A 17,021-nucleotide genomic window follows, 5' to 3' on the forward strand; every position below is an offset into this window, starting at 1 on the left:
ACAGAAAATCCTTTAATATGTAAATTTTTAGTGAAATCATTCAGTAATGACATGTAATCATTCAGGTCGATGCTGCATTTCGACGTTGCTTAATTCAGGCGTTATACCTAAAAGGAGACAGATGTATGGAATGGTATTGGTGGGTAATATTTTTAATTGTTGGTTTTGTAGTGTTAAATGCCTTCCATAATAAGAATAGGCGAGCGAAACTCATGAATAAATACGGTGACGCTGCTCTCGTAGATAGGTTGATGAAACGAATGTTTTGGCAGGGGCAATCAAAAGAGCAATTATTGGATTCTTTGGGTAAACCATTAGATATTGACCAGAAAGTTTTGAAAACAAAAGTCAAAGAAGTTTGGAAGTATAATCAAACTGGAAAAGGCCGCTATGCCTTAAGAATTACTATAGAAAACGGAGAAGTTATTGGGTGGGATAAAAAATAGTCATAAAAACGGCTATTTTTTATTTTTTCCACGGATTTTCTTCTATTTTTTAGATAAATTTGAGTGTCGGTTTTTATGGAGAATATATGATTGTAAATGAATCCTGTAATCTATATGGGGCATGGGTAGAGCCTAAATATATAATCCCTGCTTTTATGATGCTGTTATCTTCGGGACTATTTCCATTTATTCTCCATAAATATAAGATGATAAGGGAGCGTGAAGAAAAGTTATTTGATACTCGAAAAACGGAGTATCAATCCTACTTCAAAACAATGGAGGCAGCAGCCAAGCTGGCAGGACAGGACTACGATAAATTCCTTTCGGAAACACTTCCGGCTGCGAGTTTAAAACTGTATCAATCAAACAGCTCTCCTGAGTCAATCGTTGAGTATCAAAGAGTAATGCAGAATTTTACCAAGGGAATAAATGAAGGATTTCAAAAGGCTACAAATGAGTTGGTCAGCCTTCGTATTGTATGTTCGGACTCGCTCACAGAGTTATTAGACCAGTTTGAAGGTATTTATCATAAAATTATGAGCTTGCAACCTCAAATGCTCGAAGAACTTAGAAGTACAGTGACTCTTGAATCATTTATTACAGGTAAATTTTATTTTGATACTCCCAGTAAGGTTAAAATGATGGAATTAGGGTCCGAGTTAGTTGAAGTAAGAAACCAAATAATCAAGAGAATGAGATATGAACTAGGCTATAAGAATTAATAAAATTTATCTATTAACTAATGTTAATTCGTGAAATGAGATGTCGGAGATTTAAATGGATTGTTGACGATTTTAATTTGATGTAGATATTGGTTTTCTCTTGAAATAATATCATCTTCGTATTATAGATAATAATATTTTACTAAACATTAAAATTCTTTATCATTGAATCAAGGGACATAATAATAGACTGTTATTAATTAATAAATAAAATTTCATTTCCTAATTGGAAATTAATAATAAATGATCACGAAATATTGAGATACTTGCTTTTTTGGCTGTTTGCTCAAGAATTGACCACTACGAAAAAAGTCATATTGGAAGATAAAATATAATTTACCGACACCTTGCCAACCTCCCCAGCCTAGTACACAATATAGCCAGTTAACCAACGAGGTGTACCAAAAACCCTTTTTGAATCAGCAGATTGAGCGATAAATGACTATCTCGTTTCCCGCTCCAAATTACGGGCTTGTGGATAACTCCGCAGGCCAACAAAAAAAGGGCCTTCGGGCCCTTTTTTTGTTTCCAAAGCACACCTCTTAAAATCTCCGTCAACCACGCCGAAGTCGTACATCAATCAGTACTCGAAAGGATTGTTGGTTGGGTGATTCCTTTGTGTTGTTCGTCATCGCCGCTGTTAGTGAGTTTATTATTATCCCTTTTTCCACTGCACGGCTTCACCCTCATATAATTTCAGGATGATGTCTGCAAAGTCGTCATCAAGGGTATAAAAATAGCTTTCAGGGACGTTTAGGACACGCGCAAAAGCGCACATCGTTTCAAATGTCGGGCGATGTGTGCCGCTTTCATACTGAGAGACGCGCGATCGTGCCGTTGCTTCTTCAATGCCAGCGAGTACTCCCAATTTTTCCTGAGTCATTTTGGCACGCAAACGGGCAGCTTTAAGGCGAGCAGGTAACATAGTGGCACCATCAATAATCAATATTGACGTCATGTTTAGCATTGCTTTACATATGAGTTGTTTAGAGTCCCTGAACAGCGTCAGCCAGTGAAAAGAGAAAGATTCAGAAGGAATACGTTTTGTATTGGCGGTAAAGATCGAGAAGCATGGCCGCAAATTTATCATCAACGGTGTAGAAATAACCCTCCGGCACATTTAGGACTTTCGCAAAGGCACACATCATTTCGAATGTCGGGCGATGTATGCCGTTTTCATACTGCGAGACGCGTGACCGCGCGGTCTCCTCTTCAATACCCGCCAGCGTACCTAGTTTTTCCTGAGTGAGATGCGCGTTTAATCGCGCGGATTTAAGACGCCTGGGAAGCATGATCAACACCGTAGATAAGATATTGACTTAGTGTTTAGCATTACTTAACATTGTAGTTGTTTAGAGATACTGAACATGGCGGTTTGAAATCATGGAGGAGAAGAATATGGACGGTAATGACTGGCATCCGGCGGATATCATTGCTGGTTTAAGAAAACAGGGAACAACGCTGGCTGCGGTTTCCAGAGCGGCGGGGTTGGCCTCGTCCACGCTGGCAAATGCGCTGACACGGCACTGGCCGAAGGGCGAGCGCTTAATTGCTGATGCATTGAAAAAACAACCGGAAGAGATCTGGCCTTCCCGCTATCAGGGGAGCCAGCGCGGGCAGGGTGGGGAAGGGGAGCAGGATTGAAAACCTGAAGGGGCTTGATGGCTGTTTGTGGCGTCATCTGCTGGCGACCATATCTGGGATACTGTGAAATAGGGCAGAGAGCCTTTTTCTGGGAGGCCCACAGCTCCTTGATATCTATTCCCTTCGGCCATTTCCTGCCTTTTTGATCCAGAAACCCCTTTTTATCGTCCAAGATAGAGTGACACGATTTGTCGTCTTTCATGTCCCAGTTTCCGACTAATGACTTGCCTCGCCTTACGGTCGATGGCTTGTTGATCCGGCTTCAATTGGCCATATCGCCGGGGCCAGCCAGCCGGTTCTTTAGTGTGCCGGCGGACAAATCCTCTGATTGCCAGCGCGTCAGTAGGGTGTTGATATTCTTACCTTTAAGCGAAGTAGCGCGCATCTGGCGGAAACCTCCCTCACGTAACTGGCGAGCCATCAGCGTCAGAGACTGTTTTCTGTCAGCCTGCGTGGTATGGCTGCCGTCCCGGTTGTGTCGGCAAAGCTGTTTCAGCGTCCATGTCAGGTCATCCAAACCAGCCTCCTTTTGGTCGGTCTTTTTGCTACAGTTAATTCGCTTGTTCCGAGAGGAGATCGGGTTAGTGTAATGGCCAACTCGCCGCATTCACTGCGACAAGATCCCCGAAGGGCAGGGGCCAGACGCTCAGAACGTCTGTTGCCTCAGATTGAGGTATCCGCCTTGTTTCCTGCTGGAAAGCTGAGCTGAGGGGACTGCCTGAAAAACGTGATAAAATCTCCTTTGTTGCAGATGGATGGAAAGAAATTGATGCAACGCAGATTGAATAAACAGTGGCAAGATGCGGCTAAATCTGACAGTTGGCGAAGAGCGAGGAGTGGACGTTGAGCACTCTGCTCAACGTCGCCAAATTGAGCCTTAATCTCCCAGTTTTTCGCGAGTGGGGCCTTCAAAGTAGATGTTACTTATATGGCAACTACGCGGTTGACCCAGCACAAAACGAATGGTTTCCCAGATCGAACGCGCATTCATTAGACGTTCCCCCATTTTGGATTGGCTATCGACAAACGTATTTAACCCTGTCAGTTCGAAATCCGGGGGGTACAACCCAGTCACACGTATATTCTCTTCGGACAGCAGGTGAGAAAGTTTATTTGTAAAACCACTAAGCCCATGTTTACTGGCAAAAAAAGCGGGGTGCGCAATTGAATCCGTAAAATTTGGAATCCCACAGGAAGATATAATTGAGACAATATCCGCGCTTTCTGAACGTCTTAACCCGGGCAGCAATGCCTGAGTCAGTAAAATCGAACCTGTCAGTCCTGAACTGATAGTACTGATAATTTCCGTGTCTGGTTGATCGTCTAACGATCCTGACAGCCACTGAGCAGCATTGAGAATCAAAATGTCTATGGATTTGTCTGAAGTTAATAACTGTGAAGAAAACAGAGAAAGGGCATCAGGTTGGGTTAAATCACAGGTATACCCTTTTGCAATCCCGCCTTCAGCCGTAATGATGCTGCAGGTTTTGTGAATATCATCAGCACGCCTCGCGCTAAAATCCACCTCGACGCCTTCTCGCGCCAACCACACGCAGAGCGCCTGACCAAATCCACCGCCGCCACCGGTAATCACAGCTCTTTTACCTCTCAGCATCTTCATCCATCCTTTCTTAATGACTGTGTGTGGAGGTAGATATACATGAGGAGGTGGATTGGCATCTTTCAGTTAGTGCCATTTTCACATAAAAGGGAGGAATAAGCTGTACTACAAGATGTTTAATAGCGAACTAGGTGGGAAGACAACGTCTACTCCTGGCACTGAGCTGACAGTCAGATCTGATAGAACCAGAGTGGTAATATGTCAGATTAAGTACGAATCAACGCGCCCTAACTCATTTAATAATAACCACTCCTAAGCACCATCAAATGCCAAAGTCCTCTCGAAACCGATCGATCTGATGCATCCGCTCGTGCAGAACCGTCACGATACCGATGTCGCCGTTTGATAGTCTGCGCCAGTAGATAACATGTCTCTGTAGCGAAAGAAGAAACCGTCTACTCCAAGTTCAGCGGATATTTTCCGCGATACGACTTCATGGGGTTATATCTTGTAATTTACTGAAAAATAATGATAATGTAGCAATCTGCTTGCTCTGTACCCCATCGCTTGCGCGTGTATCGGTAGATCTCGTCAAGACGATAAGAGGCGGCTTCCTGTATGCGAACATTAGCCATACGGTCAGGTCTTGTTGCGTGCGATGATATCTGCGGCAGTCAGTGATATGTCTGAAGACTCTGGTGCAGCAAAGGCATGAGTCAGTTCGGCCTTGAGTCGTTCGAATGCTTCCGCCTCCACTCGCTCTTTGTCCCGGACGTACTCGCTGACGTTGTCGTAAGCGCCGTTTTCGCCTACGTTGGCGGCCACAAAGTCGCTTAACGATCCTTTGAGGCGAACGGTCATTGTCGTGATTCGGGACATGGTCTGTTCCTCATTGATGAATCTCGTATTGAATATAAGCAAAAAATAATACAAAAACAACGTCAGTCCATATGCCATAAGGTATAGGTTAGATAAATAAAATGGTTTTTTATCATAATGTTATGTATGTTTTCGCATTGCCTCGGGTTTCTATCCTGGATTTTGCCTAAACAGACGAGCCGGCAGCATGATGAAGTGCGCAACTGTACGCACCGTCCCTGAGGTTTCCCCACGTTTTCATGGAACCAAGGCCATCGGATCGATGATGGACTGGGCGGTGACCGTACTCGATCAAACCATCTCAAGCACATTATTGAATCGGAACGATACCGACGCTGCAGTTGACAGGGAAAAAGGCACATGGTTGTATTGTGCAACTACTTGCTCTGTGGCGGAAAGTAAATGACTGCTCTCGATCTTATCAATGATATTCGTATGGCTTCGCGGTTGATGGTTCGTGAACTGGGGTTTATGAATACCACGCTGGCCGCCACGGATTATTCCCCCTCTGCCGTGCATACGCTGGTGGAGATTGAGAACCATGGCGCGTTGACGGCGGCACAACTGGTGCAGATTCTCGGGCTGGAGAAATCGAGTGTCAGCCGGATGCTGGCGAAACTCATCAGCGCCGGTGAATTGCAGGAAGTGCCGTCGCCAGACGATGCACGATACAAAAAACTGCAACTGACTGAAAAGGGCAAGCAGAGCGTCGCCCGCATCAACAGCTACGGCGCAATGCGGGTGCGCGAGGCGATGGCGCACCTGAATCCTTCGCAGCGTGAAACCGTTGCCCGGGGCCTGTCGGCCTACGCGTATGCACTTGAGATGTGCCGAAAAGGAACATCGCAACGGGATGGCGCGAAAGTGGAAATCATCACCGGTTACCGGCCAGGAATGATCGGCCGCATCAGTGAGATGCATGCAAACTATTACTCACAACATTATGATTTTGGCTACTTTTTTGAAGCGAAAGTGGCCGCTGGGTTGGCTGAATTTGCCGGCAGGCTCGATAAGGACTGCAACGGTATCTGGCTCGCCATGCGTCACGGGCGCATCGTGGGGGCGATCGCCATTGACGGGGAAGAGCTGGGAAATAGCGAGGCCCACTTGCGCTGGTTCATTCTTGATGACGACTGCCGTGGTGGTGGCATCGGGCGCCAGCTTCTCGCCCAGGCGATGGCGTTTTGCGATCGGCAGGCGTTCTCTGCAGTACAGCTCTGGACATTCAGTGGGCTTGATGCCGCTCGTCGGTTGTATGAATCGTTCGGTTTTAGGCTGACCAAAGAGTGGCAGGGGGAGCAGTGGGGACGCCCGATGCTGGAGCAACAGTTCACATACATAAAAAGCGCCTTTGAGCCTGAGATTTCCTCGACGTTGCCGTAAGCGCCGTTTTCTTCGCCTGCTATGGCCCATCATGGTTCGGGACAGGGTTCGTCCCACATGCATGTGGCCGCGTATTAGAAAATCATCAAAAAATAATACAAAAACCACGGCGAGCCATATGCCATAGTTCAGTATTTTCATGGTGATAGCCATGGCGCCAGTATGAGGTTAAGGCGCTACCGAATATTCCCGTACTTCGCACACACTCCGTTATACCTGCGCGATGTTGGGGGACGTAAGGAAAATATTCCGGCGCTGGCACAGGCCGCATCTGACGATGTGTGTACCTGTTTCTCTCACAACTAACCAGCCAGACGATCACCGAACTTGATAATACAGCGGCATCGTCCATTTCTGCGATGCCGCCTGGATTGCCCGCTACACCCCTCTCACGCGCGCCGCACCGCGAAGCGCCCGATAAACGTCTCCACGGCCAGCCGCACCCAGCGGTCCAACTGCTCGACCGAGGGCCGCGAGCCGGGGTGCAACAACCCTTCCAACTGGCCTTCGGTGCGCACCATGCTGATGAAAAGCGAAGCCGCAGTCTCTGCGCCGATGGTGTGGATGTCGATATCACCCGCCCGCGAGGCATCGCTTAACCGCTCGGCCACCATCGCCGTCACCATTTTAGGGCCGGCCAGGTAGAAGAGCCGACCGGCCTGCGGAAAACGCGGCGCCTCGGCGACCACCACGCGGAACAGCGCCACGCCGGTATCAGACAGCACAATATCCAGATAGGCCCTGCCGATGTCCGTCAGCGTTTTGGCCAGGTTGCCCGGCGCCGGTTGGATCGCCTTAACGGTGGCGGCCATTACCGCGCACTGGCGATCAATCACTGCGGTAAACATGGCTTCTTTACTGGGAAAGCACGCGTACAGCGTCTTTTTCGAAACCCCGGCCTCCCGTTGGATCATGTCCGTCGTCGCTGCGCTAAAGCCGTGCGTCAGGAACACCGCCGCGGCGGCATTCAGGACAATGGCCGTTTTTTCATCATGGGGATCAGCAGTTTCGCTCACGGGGGCTCCTGGGTTGCAGTGAAGGCCAAATACTGCCGGCAGTATACCTATCGGTTTCCAATCAGAAAACCTATTCATATTGTGAATGTTTGGTAATTGACGTGTTACGGATTAATCTATAGGATACCGATCGGTATCCATTGGCGCAGCCCGTTCGCGATGCCCCTTTGTTTGTAATGGTTAAGTAAAGAGACCAGCCAGTACTGCTCTCGGTTTGAGGAAATAAATGAATCGTTCTGCCCGATGCGGATTGTTGTATCAAGGCCCCCCTGCGTTAGCACTTCTTCTGTTATTGGCTGGCTGCAGCACCGCCCCCTCGGTGCAGGCGCCATCGATTGGCCCGGCAACGGCGGCGTTGCAGGCGCGTGAATCGGCAGTCAGCAGCCAACCCGCCCTGAGCGATGCGCCGGCACCGGCGCGCTGGTGGGCACTGTTCAATGATGCCACGCTGCTGTCGCTGGAATCGGCGGCGGGCGCCAACCTGGATCTTCAGGCGGCGGCGCTGCGGATTGAAGAGAGCCGCGCACAGTTAGGGATCGCCAATGCAGCCCGCCAGCCCACCCTGGCGGCCGATGCGGGCTATGCACGTTCGGCCATCAGCGAGAACTCGCCAACCCACCGCCTCGGCGCCCCCACCCGTGGTTACGACACTTGGTCGATGGGGCTACAGGCTGCATGGGAGCTCGATTTTTGGGGCCATTTGCGCCATGTCGGCGAATCCGCCCAGGCGAATCTGGAAGCGGCTTCCTATGGCAAAGCGGCGGCGGAGGTTTCCGTTACGGCGGAGATCGCCCGCACCTATCTGCTATTGCGTGGCATACAGGCGCAGGCGGAACTGGTGGAAGAGAACCAGCGTATCGCCCACGATCTGGTGCGCATGGCGGAGAGCCGCGAGCGCAACGGCGTTGCCAACCGCTTCGATGCGGCATCGGCGCGTGCGGATGCCGCCGAACTGTCGGCGCGCTTAACGCAGTTGAACCACCAGCGCGATGGCTTGATGAATGCCTTAGCGCTGCTGTTGGGCAAACCGCCGCGTGAGCTTGATACACGCCTGGCGGCGGCGAAGCTGCCGGCGATGCCGGCGCAACTGCCGATTGGCGTGCCTTCCGAGCTGGCCCGGCAGCGGCCGGATATCCTGCAGGCGGAGGCGAAGCTGCGTGCCGCCGTGGCAGACATCGGCGCCGCCCAGGCCGATTTCTACCCGCGCATCAGCCTGACCGGTTCGCTTGGCGTGCAGGCGTTTGATCTGACGGATCTCGGCAGTTGGGATTCCCGCCGCTATTCGTTCGGGCCAATGCTTTACCTGCCGATCTTCGAAGGCGGGCGGCTGCGCCGCCAACTGGAACTGAGTGAAACGCGCCATACGCTGGCGGGCATTGCCTATCAGCAAACGGTGCTGCGCGCCTGGCATGAAGTAGACGATGCGCTGGGCGCCTATGCCAGCGAACTAAAACGGCATGAACAACTGCAAACGGCGCTGGAAAATAACCAGATAGCGCTGACTGTCGCGCAGCGTTCCTATCAGGAAGGCACTGCGGATTTCACCACTGTGTTGATTGCCCGCCGCACGCTGCTGGCGAGCCAGGCGGAACTGAGCGACTGCGCTACCGCTTCGGCGCTGGCGGTGGTCGCGCTGTATCGGGCGCTGGGTGGCGGCTGGTCACCGGCGCTGCAGGCTGAAACGGCCAGGGCGCCGTCATGAGTGCGGCCGTGTCTGCGCCTGCCGCCGCGTCATCGCAGTCGGTATTTGGCGTCCGGCTGGCCGTCGGGTTGTTGGGGGTGCTGCTGGCCGCGATGGTGGCGGGCCTGAGCAGCCGGGTGCCGGCGTTGGTGCTGGTGGATATGCAAGGCGGGCTGGGCTTCGCGAAAGACGATTTCTCTTGGCTTTCCACCGCCTATTCGGCTGGCGAACTGGCGGCGATGCCGTTTGCCGCCTGGTTCGCGATTACGTTCTCGATGCGCCGCTTCCATTTAACGATGCTGGCGGCGGCGATGGTGCTCGCCGCCGTGCTGCCCTGGGTGCGCGATCTGCACTTGCTGCTGGCGCTGCGTGTGCTGCATGGCCTGTGCGCCGGCTCGCTGGTGCCGATCCTGATGATGGCGGCCCTGCGTTTCCTGCCCGCGCCGATCCGGCTGCACGGCCTGGCGCTGTTCGCCATGACCGCCACGCTGTCGCCCAATGTGGCGCTCTGGCTGGCCGCCCTGTGCGTCGATCATCTGGAAAACTGGCGTTGGGCCTATTGGCATGTGATCCCGCTCGGGCTGATCGCCATGGCGATGGTCGGCTGGGGTATCCCCAAAATGCCGCCGGCGCTGCCACGGCTGAAACAGGCGGACTGGTTTGGTATGGCGCTTGGCCTGCCGGGCCTGATGCTGTTGGTGGTCGGTATCGATCAGGGCATTCGCCTGGACTGGTTCAACTCGCCGGTGATCGTTGCTTCGCTTGGCGTTGGCGCGATCTTCACGGCGCTGTTTCTGGTGTGTGAGTGGTTCCACCCGGCGCCGTTCGTCCGGTTGGATCTGCTGAAGCGCCGCAATATATGGCTGGGTTTTATCGCGCTGCTCGGCCTGCTGGTGGCGATGTTTGCCGGCGTCGGGCTGCCGGCCAACGCGCTAGCCGGCCTGCACGGTTTTCGCCTGGCACAGACCGCGCCGCTGGGGCTGATCGTCGGGCTGCCACAACTGGTGCTGGGCTCGTGCGTGGCGGTGCTGCTGTATCAGCGCTGGGTCGATGCGCGCTACGTTTTTGCCGCCGGCCTGGCCTGCATGGCGGCGGCCTGTTGGTTGGCTTCAGGGATTACTGATGAATGGATGGTGCGCCAACTGCTGTGCGCTACGCTGCTGCATGCCATTGGCCAGCCGTTGGCTATGGTGGCGATGCTGTTTCTGATTGTCAGCGTGGTGCAGCCGATGGAAGGGCCGTTCCTTGCCGGCCTGGTGAATATCGTGCGTGTGATAAGCACTATCCTGGCTGGTGCCTTCATCGGTCAATTGAACCTGCTGCGCACCCGCTTCCACTATGAGGCGCTGCGCGATCAAACCGGCAACCTGATGGCCCATTGGGACGGTTTTGCTAGCTCGCCCGCCGCATTGGCCGAGCAGATTGCCCGGCAGAGCAGCGTGTTGGCGGTGGCGGATGTCTATCGGGTTATCGGCCTGATACTGCTGCTGATGATCCCGCTGGTACTGAAGTTCCAATACATTCCCGCGCCCGTGGTGCCGCGGATGGTGCCATCTGCACCGCCGAAAACCCAGGCCGGCACAGCTTCCTGATTAGCTTAAAGAAAAGAGAAAATGACCAAGAAATATCATCTGCAAATCATCATCGCTATCGTTGCCGTCGCCGTGGTGGCCACCGCGTTTTGGCTGCTGAATCGACCGGAGGCCAGCGCTGATGCGCAAAGCACCGACGATGCCTACGTGCAGGCCGATTTAACGGTGATCGCCCCGCAAGTCTCGGGTGTGATCACCACGGTTTCCGTTGACGACAATCAACAGGTGCAGGCCGGCGCACCGCTGTTTCACATTGACGATCGTGAACTGGCGGTTGCGGTAAGCAATGCGCAGGCCGCCGTCGCGAGCTTCCAGGCGCAGTTGGATCGCCAGCAAAGCGTCATCGCCCAGGCGCGCGCCGCGGTTGGCGCGTCGGGCGCCAATCTCAAACTGGCCGAACGCAACCGCCAGCGTTTCGCCAACCTAGCCCGTGATGGCTCCGGCACGGTGCAGGCGCAACAGCAGGCCGAGGCGGAATGGGCCGTGCAGCGCGCTGCCTATGAGCACGATCAGGCCGGGTTGCGCGCCGCCGAACAGCAGGTAGCTGTGCTGCATGCCGAATGGGAAAAGGCGCGGGCGGCGAAAGCCGATGCCGATTTGAAGCTCTCCTATGCCAGCGTGGCCGCACCGGTCGCCGGCATCGTTGCCCAACGCCATGTGCGCGTGGGCGGCTATGTGCATTCCGGCGAACCCCAGCTCACTCTGGTGCCGCTGGATAATATTTACATCGAAGCCAATTTCCGCGAAACCCAACTGGCGCGCGTGCAGGTTGGTCAACCGGTGGACATTACGGTGGATGCGCTGCCCGGCGTGCGCCTGAAAGGGCACGTGGCAAGCCTGGGGGCGGCCAGCGGCGCGAGCTTCTCGCTGGTGCCGCCGCATAATGCCACGGGCAATTTCACCAAGATTGTTCAGCGCCTGCCGATCCGTATCCGCTTAGAGGGCGGGCAGCCGGCGGCGCAGCAACTGCGGGTGGGGATGTCGGTCACACCGACCGTGCATGTCGCAGGCACTGGCGCAAAATCTGTGTGATGATGCAAGGGGCGTAACCGCCGGCGGCGGTCAACTTACTTTTCTGCAAAGGTGAAATATGCGCGGCTATCAAATGACTTTCTTTACCCAGCAAGACCGCATGCACGGGCGGCTGCCGCTTGCCCAGTGGCTGATTGAAGAGGCCAAACGCCAGGGCCTGCGCGGGGCGACGCTAAGCGGCGCGCTCGGCGGGTTGGGGCATGACGGCGCCATGCATACGGTCAACCTGTTCGATCTGTCCGATCAGCCCGTGCAGGTCACGCTGGTGGTTTCCGAAGACGAGGCCCAGCACTTTATGCAGGTGTTGGCGCAAGAGCAGGTGAATCTTTTCTATGTTAAGGTCGCCGCTGAATTCGGGGTGCTGGGCGGGGCCCCCGCTGCGGAAGCCGAGGGCTGAATCCTGCGGCCTGCCATCACTGTTTCAGATTATCCAGCAGCGCCTGATGGAACCTGTCGGGTTCTTCCATTTGTGGCGCATGGCCCAGGCCGGGGAATTCGATCAGCTTCGCGCCGGGGATGCGTTTTGCCGCCTCTTTGCCCAATACCTGATAGTGGCCCAGGCGCGCTTTAACCTCTGGCGGCGCAATATCACTGCCTATCGCCGTGGTATCGGCGGTGCCGATGATCAGGGTGGTGGGCACGCGCAGATCCGGCAGTTCATAATAGATGGGCTGGGTGAAGATCATGTCGTAGATCAGCGCCGAGTTCCATGCCACTTTTTCATGGCCTGGCCCGCTGTTCAGGCCGGCCAGCATATCCACCCATTTATCGTATTCGGGTTTCCAGCGGCCAACATAATAGGTTGTTAACTCGTACTTTCTAACGCTTTGCGCCGAGAGCTTCAGCTCCCGCTGGTACCACTGATCGACGGTGCGGTAGGGCGCGCCCTTGGCCTTCCAGTCTTCCAGGCCTATCGGGTTCACCAGCACCAGTTTTTCCGTTTGTTGTGGGTACATCAGGGCATAGCGCGTCGCCAGCATGCCCCCCGTTGAGTGGCCAATAATAATGGCTTTATCCACGTTGATGCTCTGCAACAGTTGCCGGGTGTTGGTTGCCAATTGCTGGAAGGTGTATTGATAATTTGCGGGCTTGCTGGAAGTGCAAAAGCCGATCTGATCGGGGGCAACTACGCGGTAGCCCTGCGCGGCCAGCGCCTTGATCGTTTGTTCCCACGTGGCGCCGCAGAAATTTTTCCCATGCATCAGCACCACCACCTTGCCATTGGCCTGCGCGGTGGGTTTGATATCCATATACCCCATGCTGAGGCTTTGTTGTTGCGAGGTGAAGTTGAAGCGCTGCAATGGATATGGGTATTGGAACCCTTCTAACTGCTCGCCATACGATGCGGCAAACCCCGGCGCCGCGCCCAGGAGTGCGCCCGCCAGGCACAAGCCACTAAGCCATGTTTTAGCCATCTAACGCCCCTTGATCCATGATGTCGAATTTGCCTGTAATTCACTCTACCAGCCGTATTCCGGTGGATAAAGGGGCAGCCCAGCTTTTACGCCATCAAGAGCGGTGGAGGAAAATATCGCCACTGGATAATAAAAAGCAGTGCACGCACCACGGGCCATCGCCAGCGGGGTAATGGTGCAAGGCCAGTTTTTTGTTGCCTGGTTTATCGTTTTTTTCTTTGGTGGGTAAATCAGATAAATAACAGGATGTTAGTGCTGATGATGGCGCCGAAGCTGATGGGCATAGGCCTTTCTCTGCGCGGCAGTCAATGTGGCGATGGCGTTATGACTGATTAATTTTCAATAGATTAGTGTGGAAAAGTGGTTTTGCCTCATGTTGGTGCGATGTTTTTTAACAATCGGAACAAATAAATAACCACAAGCTAAATCCCTTTACTATTTTGCAGCATGAAATGCCATTGTTATTCCTTCAATTCCGGCCGCTGGGGCGTATAGGCCCGGCCAGCCAGTTGGGTTGCTGGCATAGGAGTTGCTTAAGTTCCATACCATCGCTTTTTTGTATTTAGAACAATAAAAAGACGTGTTTTTTTATCGAGGTAGTAAGACATGGCTCATTTCACTCTGCGTCAATTAAAGTATTTCACCACCGTGGTGGAAACCAAAAGCATCGCCGAGGCTTCGCGCCAACTGCACATCGCCCAGCCTTCCATCTCCACTGCGGTTAAAAATCTGGAGGACAGCTTCGGTATTCAGCTGTTTATCCGCCACCATGCCCAGGGAGTTTCCCTGACGTCCAGCGGCAAGCGTTTCTATTACAAAGCCCGCGAACTGCTGCGCCAGTCGTGGGCGTTTGAGCAAAACGCGATGGCCGATAACGACGTTGTCGCGGGTAAAATTTCCGTTGGCTGCTTTGAAACCGCCGCACCGGTGTTTCTGCCGCAGATGATGCGCGGCTTCCAGCGGCGCCACCCAGGCATCGAGGTGCAGATCCATGATGGCGAGCAAAATGAGCTGGTTCAGGGGCTGCACAGCGGGCGTTTTGATCTGGCGATCCTCTACCGCCACGATCTGGACGACGGCATCGCCACCGAGATGCTGAACGCCCCGTCCAAGCCTTATGCGCTGCTGCCCATTGGCCACCCCTTGGCGCTGCGCAGTTCGGTCACGCTTGATGAACTGAGCCGTGAACCGATGATCCTGCTGGACGTGGTGCCCAGCCGCGACTATTTCGTGAATATTTTCCGCGAAAACGGGCTGATGCCGAAGATTGCCTACAGCTCGCCGTCGATTGAAATGGTGCGCTGCATGGTCGGGCAGGGCTTTGGTTTTTCTTTGCTGGTCACCCGGCCTTTTACCCCCATCACCTATGACGGCAAGCAAGTGGCGATGGTCGAAGTGCAGGGGGATATTACCGGCTCGCAACTGGTGCTGGCATCGCTGCGCCACAATCCGATGACCAAACCGGCGCAGCTTTTTGCCGACTATTGCAAAGAGCAGCTGTTAATGCCGGGCGAGATGGATATCCCGCCGGGGAAAGTGGCTTAAGATGTAGCCTTGCTCCGTTTTGGCGTGGATAGCCTATACGCCTTGCGGTTTTTCGACGCGGTGCGCAGCAGATCGCGGATGGTGCGGATCAGGATCTCTTTGCTGCGCCCGCGGCGGAAAATCAGCGAAAACGGCGCCTGGTAACCGTAGTCGGTGGGCAACATGGCGCGCAGCCGCCGCTTTTCCACCCAGGGCAGCGCATAGTGCTCTGGCAGGTAGCCGATATATTTCCCGGACAGGATCAGCAGCAGCTGCGCTTCCATACTCTCTACCGTTGCGGTGCTTTGCTTGAAGCCGCGCCGGCCAAGATCGGAAGGGCTCCAGTAGCTGCGCGTTACCATTTTCATCTGCGCAATGTGCGCCACTTTCGGGTGGCGGATATCAAACAGCTCATGTTGATCGCTGCAGTACAGCCAATGCTGCTCACGGTACAGCGGGTGGTTAATCACGCTGTTGCTTTGCAGCGGGAAAGTGCCGACCGCCACATCCAGTTCGTTGTCCAAAATGCCTTGCAGCAGCGCGTGCGGGCTTTTTATCTGCAGGTTGATGTGCACCAGCGGGAAGCGATCGCTGAAGCTGGCGATGGCGCCGGCGATCGGCAACATCGGATCGGTGACGGTGGAATCGATCACGCCCAGCCGCAAAATGCCGCCCTGTTCCCCCTTGAGGGAATCCGTATAGCGTTCAAAGTCTTCCAGGTTGTGCAGCAGGTTCAGACTTTGCTGCAAAAAGGCATCCCCTTTCGGGGTAAGGGCGAAGCCGCCGCGGCCGCGCGTGCACAGCACAAAGCCCAGCTTTTCTTCCAGCTCGCTCATGTAATTGCTGATGGCGGAAGCCGTCAGGTTCAGCTCTTGCTGGGCGCGGGCGTAACCCTGATGTTTGGCCACGGTGGCGAAAATATACAGCAATCTTAGGTTAGGTATTTTTCCCATAAACATCAGTGCCTTTTTATTCGTATAAGAAAAATTTACTTCAGGAATAACTGAACTGATTTTTTCTATTCTGCTATTTTTCCCCACGCGCCGTCTACTGCACTATTTCCCTATGTATGCCGGGCCTATCCCCGCCTGGCGATGGCGCAGATGGGAGAGTTTTACAATGGCGACACGTGATTACCACCCCCGGAGCGGCGCGGATAACCCGCAGCCGCAAAGCGCGGATGAGATACCGCGCTATGCCGGGCTGCCGACGTTTTTCCGCCTGCCGGTGGGCGCCCAGGCCGATGCTCTGGATATTGCGCTGGTGGGCGTGCCCTGGGATGGCGGCACCACCAACCGCGCCGGCGCCCGCCACGGGCCGCGCGAGCTGCGTAACGCTTCCAGCCTGATACGCCGCGTTCACCCGGTCAGCCTGCTTTCCCCCTACGATCTGGCGCACGTCGGCGATATCGGCGATGTGCCGGTGAACCCGATCGACGTGATGGATAGCCTGGCGCGTATCGAAGCCTTTTATCAGGAACTGGTGGCGCAACAAACGATACCGCTCACCGCCGGCGGCGATCATCTCACCAGCTTGCCGATCCTGCGCGCATTGGGGCGCGCCCAGCCCGTGGGCATGATCCACTTCGATGCCCATTCCGATACCAACGACAGCTATTTTGGCGGGCAGCGTTTCACCCATGGCACCCCGTTCCGCCGGGCGATCGAAGAAGGGGTTTTGGATCCTGCTCGCACGGTGCAGATCGGCATTCGCGGTTCGCTGTACGCCGCGGACGATGGCGCTTTTGCGGCTGAAAGCGGTATCACCGTGATCCCGATGGAGCAGGTTGCCCGTGAAGGGATCGATGCGGTGATGGCGCGTGCGCGGCAGATCGTCGGCAGCGCGCCGACCTACGTCAGTTTTGATATCGACGTGCTTGATCCGGCCTTTGCCCCCGGTACCGGCACGCCGGAAATCGGTGGCCTGACGTCGCTGCAGGGGCAGCAATGTCTGCGTCACCTGGCCGGCCTGAACCTGATCGGCGCGGATGTGGTGGAGGTTTCGCCGCCGTTCGATCAGGGCAACCTGACCAGCCTGACCGGCGCCACCATGATGTTCGAACTGCTTTGCCAGCTTGCCGGCGCTTACCACCGGCGTATTTCCTCTTCCGTTTTGCAGGAGTGACA

At 54.3% G+C, this 17,021-nt stretch carries 18 protein-coding genes and 1 pseudogene; 11 read left to right on the forward strand and 8 right to left on the reverse strand.

Annotated elements, in window-relative coordinates; genetic code table 11:
• The first annotated feature begins 125 nt into the window (after positions 1-125).
• Positions 126-446 (forward strand): DUF2845 domain-containing protein, encoded by a 321-nt coding sequence (locus ABFX35_RS14015; protein WP_346081786.1) that lies wholly within the window; start codon positions 126-128, stop codon positions 444-446.
• Between the two features lie 86 nt (positions 447-532).
• Positions 533-1,168, forward strand: coding sequence for a hypothetical protein (locus ABFX35_RS14020; RefSeq protein WP_346081788.1), 636 nt, complete (start codon positions 533-535; stop codon positions 1,166-1,168).
• A gap of 655 nt (positions 1,169-1,823) precedes the next feature.
• Here the strand turns inward: ABFX35_RS14020 and ABFX35_RS14025 are convergent.
• Together ABFX35_RS14025 and ABFX35_RS14030 are read right to left on the reverse strand one after the other, a co-directional pair.
• Positions 1,824-2,093 (reverse strand): helix-turn-helix domain-containing protein, encoded by a 270-nt coding sequence (locus ABFX35_RS14025; RefSeq protein ID WP_279028428.1) that lies wholly within the window; start codon positions 2,091-2,093, stop codon positions 1,824-1,826.
• Between the two features lie 103 nt (positions 2,094-2,196).
• Positions 2,197-2,460 (reverse strand): helix-turn-helix domain-containing protein, encoded by a 264-nt coding sequence (locus tag ABFX35_RS14030; RefSeq protein ID WP_279028419.1) that lies wholly within the window; start codon positions 2,458-2,460, stop codon positions 2,197-2,199.
• A 106-nt stretch (positions 2,461-2,566) separates the two neighbouring features.
• Here ABFX35_RS14030 and ABFX35_RS14035 point away from each other — a divergent pair, with 106 nt between their 5' ends.
• Positions 2,567-2,812 (forward strand): helix-turn-helix domain-containing protein, encoded by a 246-nt coding sequence (locus ABFX35_RS14035; RefSeq protein WP_279028421.1) that lies wholly within the window; start codon positions 2,567-2,569, stop codon positions 2,810-2,812.
• Positions 2,813-3,074: 262 nt separating this feature from the next.
• On the opposite strand, the gene ABFX35_RS14040 is transcribed toward ABFX35_RS14035, so the two are convergent.
• The 3 genes from ABFX35_RS14040 to ABFX35_RS14050 all read right to left on the reverse strand — a co-directional run bounded on the left by ABFX35_RS14040 (position 3,075) and on the right by ABFX35_RS14050 (position 5,252).
• A complete protein-coding gene (locus ABFX35_RS14040; protein WP_279028422.1) occupies positions 3,075-3,329 on the reverse strand; it encodes a phage integrase N-terminal domain-containing protein in 255 nt (84 codons plus the stop codon).
• A 360-nt stretch (positions 3,330-3,689) separates the two neighbouring features.
• Positions 3,690-4,427, reverse strand: coding sequence for an SDR family oxidoreductase (locus ABFX35_RS14045; protein WP_279028424.1), 738 nt, complete (start codon positions 4,425-4,427; stop codon positions 3,690-3,692).
• Between the two features lie 585 nt (positions 4,428-5,012).
• A complete protein-coding gene (locus ABFX35_RS14050) occupies positions 5,013-5,252 on the reverse strand; it encodes a ribbon-helix-helix domain-containing protein (protein WP_346081792.1) in 240 nt (79 codons plus the stop codon).
• 402 nt (positions 5,253-5,654) lie between these two features.
• On the opposite strand from ABFX35_RS14050, the gene ABFX35_RS14055 reads away from it, so the two are divergent.
• Together ABFX35_RS14055 and ABFX35_RS14060 are read left to right on the forward strand one after the other, a co-directional pair.
• Positions 5,655-6,635: a bifunctional helix-turn-helix transcriptional regulator/GNAT family N-acetyltransferase gene (locus ABFX35_RS14055; protein ID WP_346081794.1), complete on the forward strand. Its 981-nt coding sequence runs from the start codon at positions 5,655-5,657 to the stop codon at positions 6,633-6,635.
• Positions 6,636-6,842: 207 nt separating this feature from the next.
• A pseudogene (locus ABFX35_RS14060) lies at positions 6,843-6,941 on the forward strand (hypothetical protein); the annotation flags it as partial.
• Positions 6,942-7,024: 83 nt separating this feature from the next.
• Here ABFX35_RS14060 and ABFX35_RS14065 read toward each other — a convergent pair.
• The gene (locus tag ABFX35_RS14065; protein WP_346081796.1) at positions 7,025-7,651 is read right to left on the reverse strand and encodes a TetR/AcrR family transcriptional regulator; all 627 of its coding nucleotides are present in this window, start codon (positions 7,649-7,651) and stop codon (positions 7,025-7,027) included.
• A 226-nt stretch (positions 7,652-7,877) separates the two neighbouring features.
• On the opposite strand from ABFX35_RS14065, the gene ABFX35_RS14070 reads away from it, so the two are divergent.
• Genes ABFX35_RS14070 through ABFX35_RS14085 form a run of 4 tightly spaced genes read left to right on the forward strand, consistent with a single transcriptional unit; the run spans position 7,878 to position 12,353 of the window.
• Positions 7,878-9,353: an efflux transporter outer membrane subunit gene (locus ABFX35_RS14070; RefSeq protein ID WP_346081797.1), complete on the forward strand. Its 1,476-nt coding sequence runs from the start codon at positions 7,878-7,880 to the stop codon at positions 9,351-9,353.
• Positions 9,350-10,924: an MFS transporter gene (locus ABFX35_RS14075; RefSeq protein WP_346081799.1), complete on the forward strand. Its 1,575-nt coding sequence runs from the start codon at positions 9,350-9,352 to the stop codon at positions 10,922-10,924. Before ABFX35_RS14070 ends, ABFX35_RS14075 begins: the two co-directional genes overlap by 4 nt.
• 21 nt (positions 10,925-10,945) lie before the next feature.
• Entirely contained in the window at positions 10,946-11,956 is a 1,011-nt protein-coding gene (locus ABFX35_RS14080; RefSeq protein ID WP_095846225.1) for an HlyD family secretion protein, read from the forward strand.
• Positions 11,957-12,014: 58 nt separating this feature from the next.
• Complete coding sequence (locus tag ABFX35_RS14085) at positions 12,015-12,353, forward strand: DUF190 domain-containing protein (RefSeq protein ID WP_346081802.1); 339 nt, start codon at positions 12,015-12,017, stop codon at positions 12,351-12,353.
• 16 nt (positions 12,354-12,369) lie between these two features.
• On the opposite strand, the gene ABFX35_RS14090 is transcribed toward ABFX35_RS14085, so the two are convergent.
• Entirely contained in the window at positions 12,370-13,371 is a 1,002-nt protein-coding gene (locus ABFX35_RS14090) for an alpha/beta fold hydrolase (RefSeq protein ID WP_346081804.1), read from the reverse strand.
• A 606-nt stretch (positions 13,372-13,977) separates the two neighbouring features.
• On the opposite strand from ABFX35_RS14090, the gene ABFX35_RS14095 reads away from it, so the two are divergent.
• The gene (locus ABFX35_RS14095; RefSeq protein ID WP_121554927.1) at positions 13,978-14,916 is read left to right on the forward strand and encodes a LysR family transcriptional regulator; all 939 of its coding nucleotides are present in this window, start codon (positions 13,978-13,980) and stop codon (positions 14,914-14,916) included.
• On the opposite strand, the gene ABFX35_RS14100 is transcribed toward ABFX35_RS14095, so the two are convergent.
• A complete protein-coding gene (locus ABFX35_RS14100; protein ID WP_095846219.1) occupies positions 14,913-15,854 on the reverse strand; it encodes a LysR family transcriptional regulator in 942 nt (313 codons plus the stop codon). The two genes, ABFX35_RS14095 and ABFX35_RS14100, sit on opposite strands and share 4 nt — an antisense overlap.
• Before the next feature lie 160 nt (positions 15,855-16,014).
• On the opposite strand from ABFX35_RS14100, the gene speB reads away from it, so the two are divergent.
• Positions 16,015-17,019, forward strand: coding sequence for an agmatinase (speB, locus tag ABFX35_RS14105; RefSeq protein ID WP_346081806.1), 1,005 nt, complete (start codon positions 16,015-16,017; stop codon positions 17,017-17,019).
• Positions 17,020-17,021 lie beyond the last annotated feature (2 nt).

Origin of the sequence: Gibbsiella dentisursi, assembly GCF_039539505.1 — a bacterium.
GTDB classification, from domain to species: Bacteria; Pseudomonadota; Gammaproteobacteria; order Enterobacterales; family Enterobacteriaceae; genus Gibbsiella; species Gibbsiella quercinecans.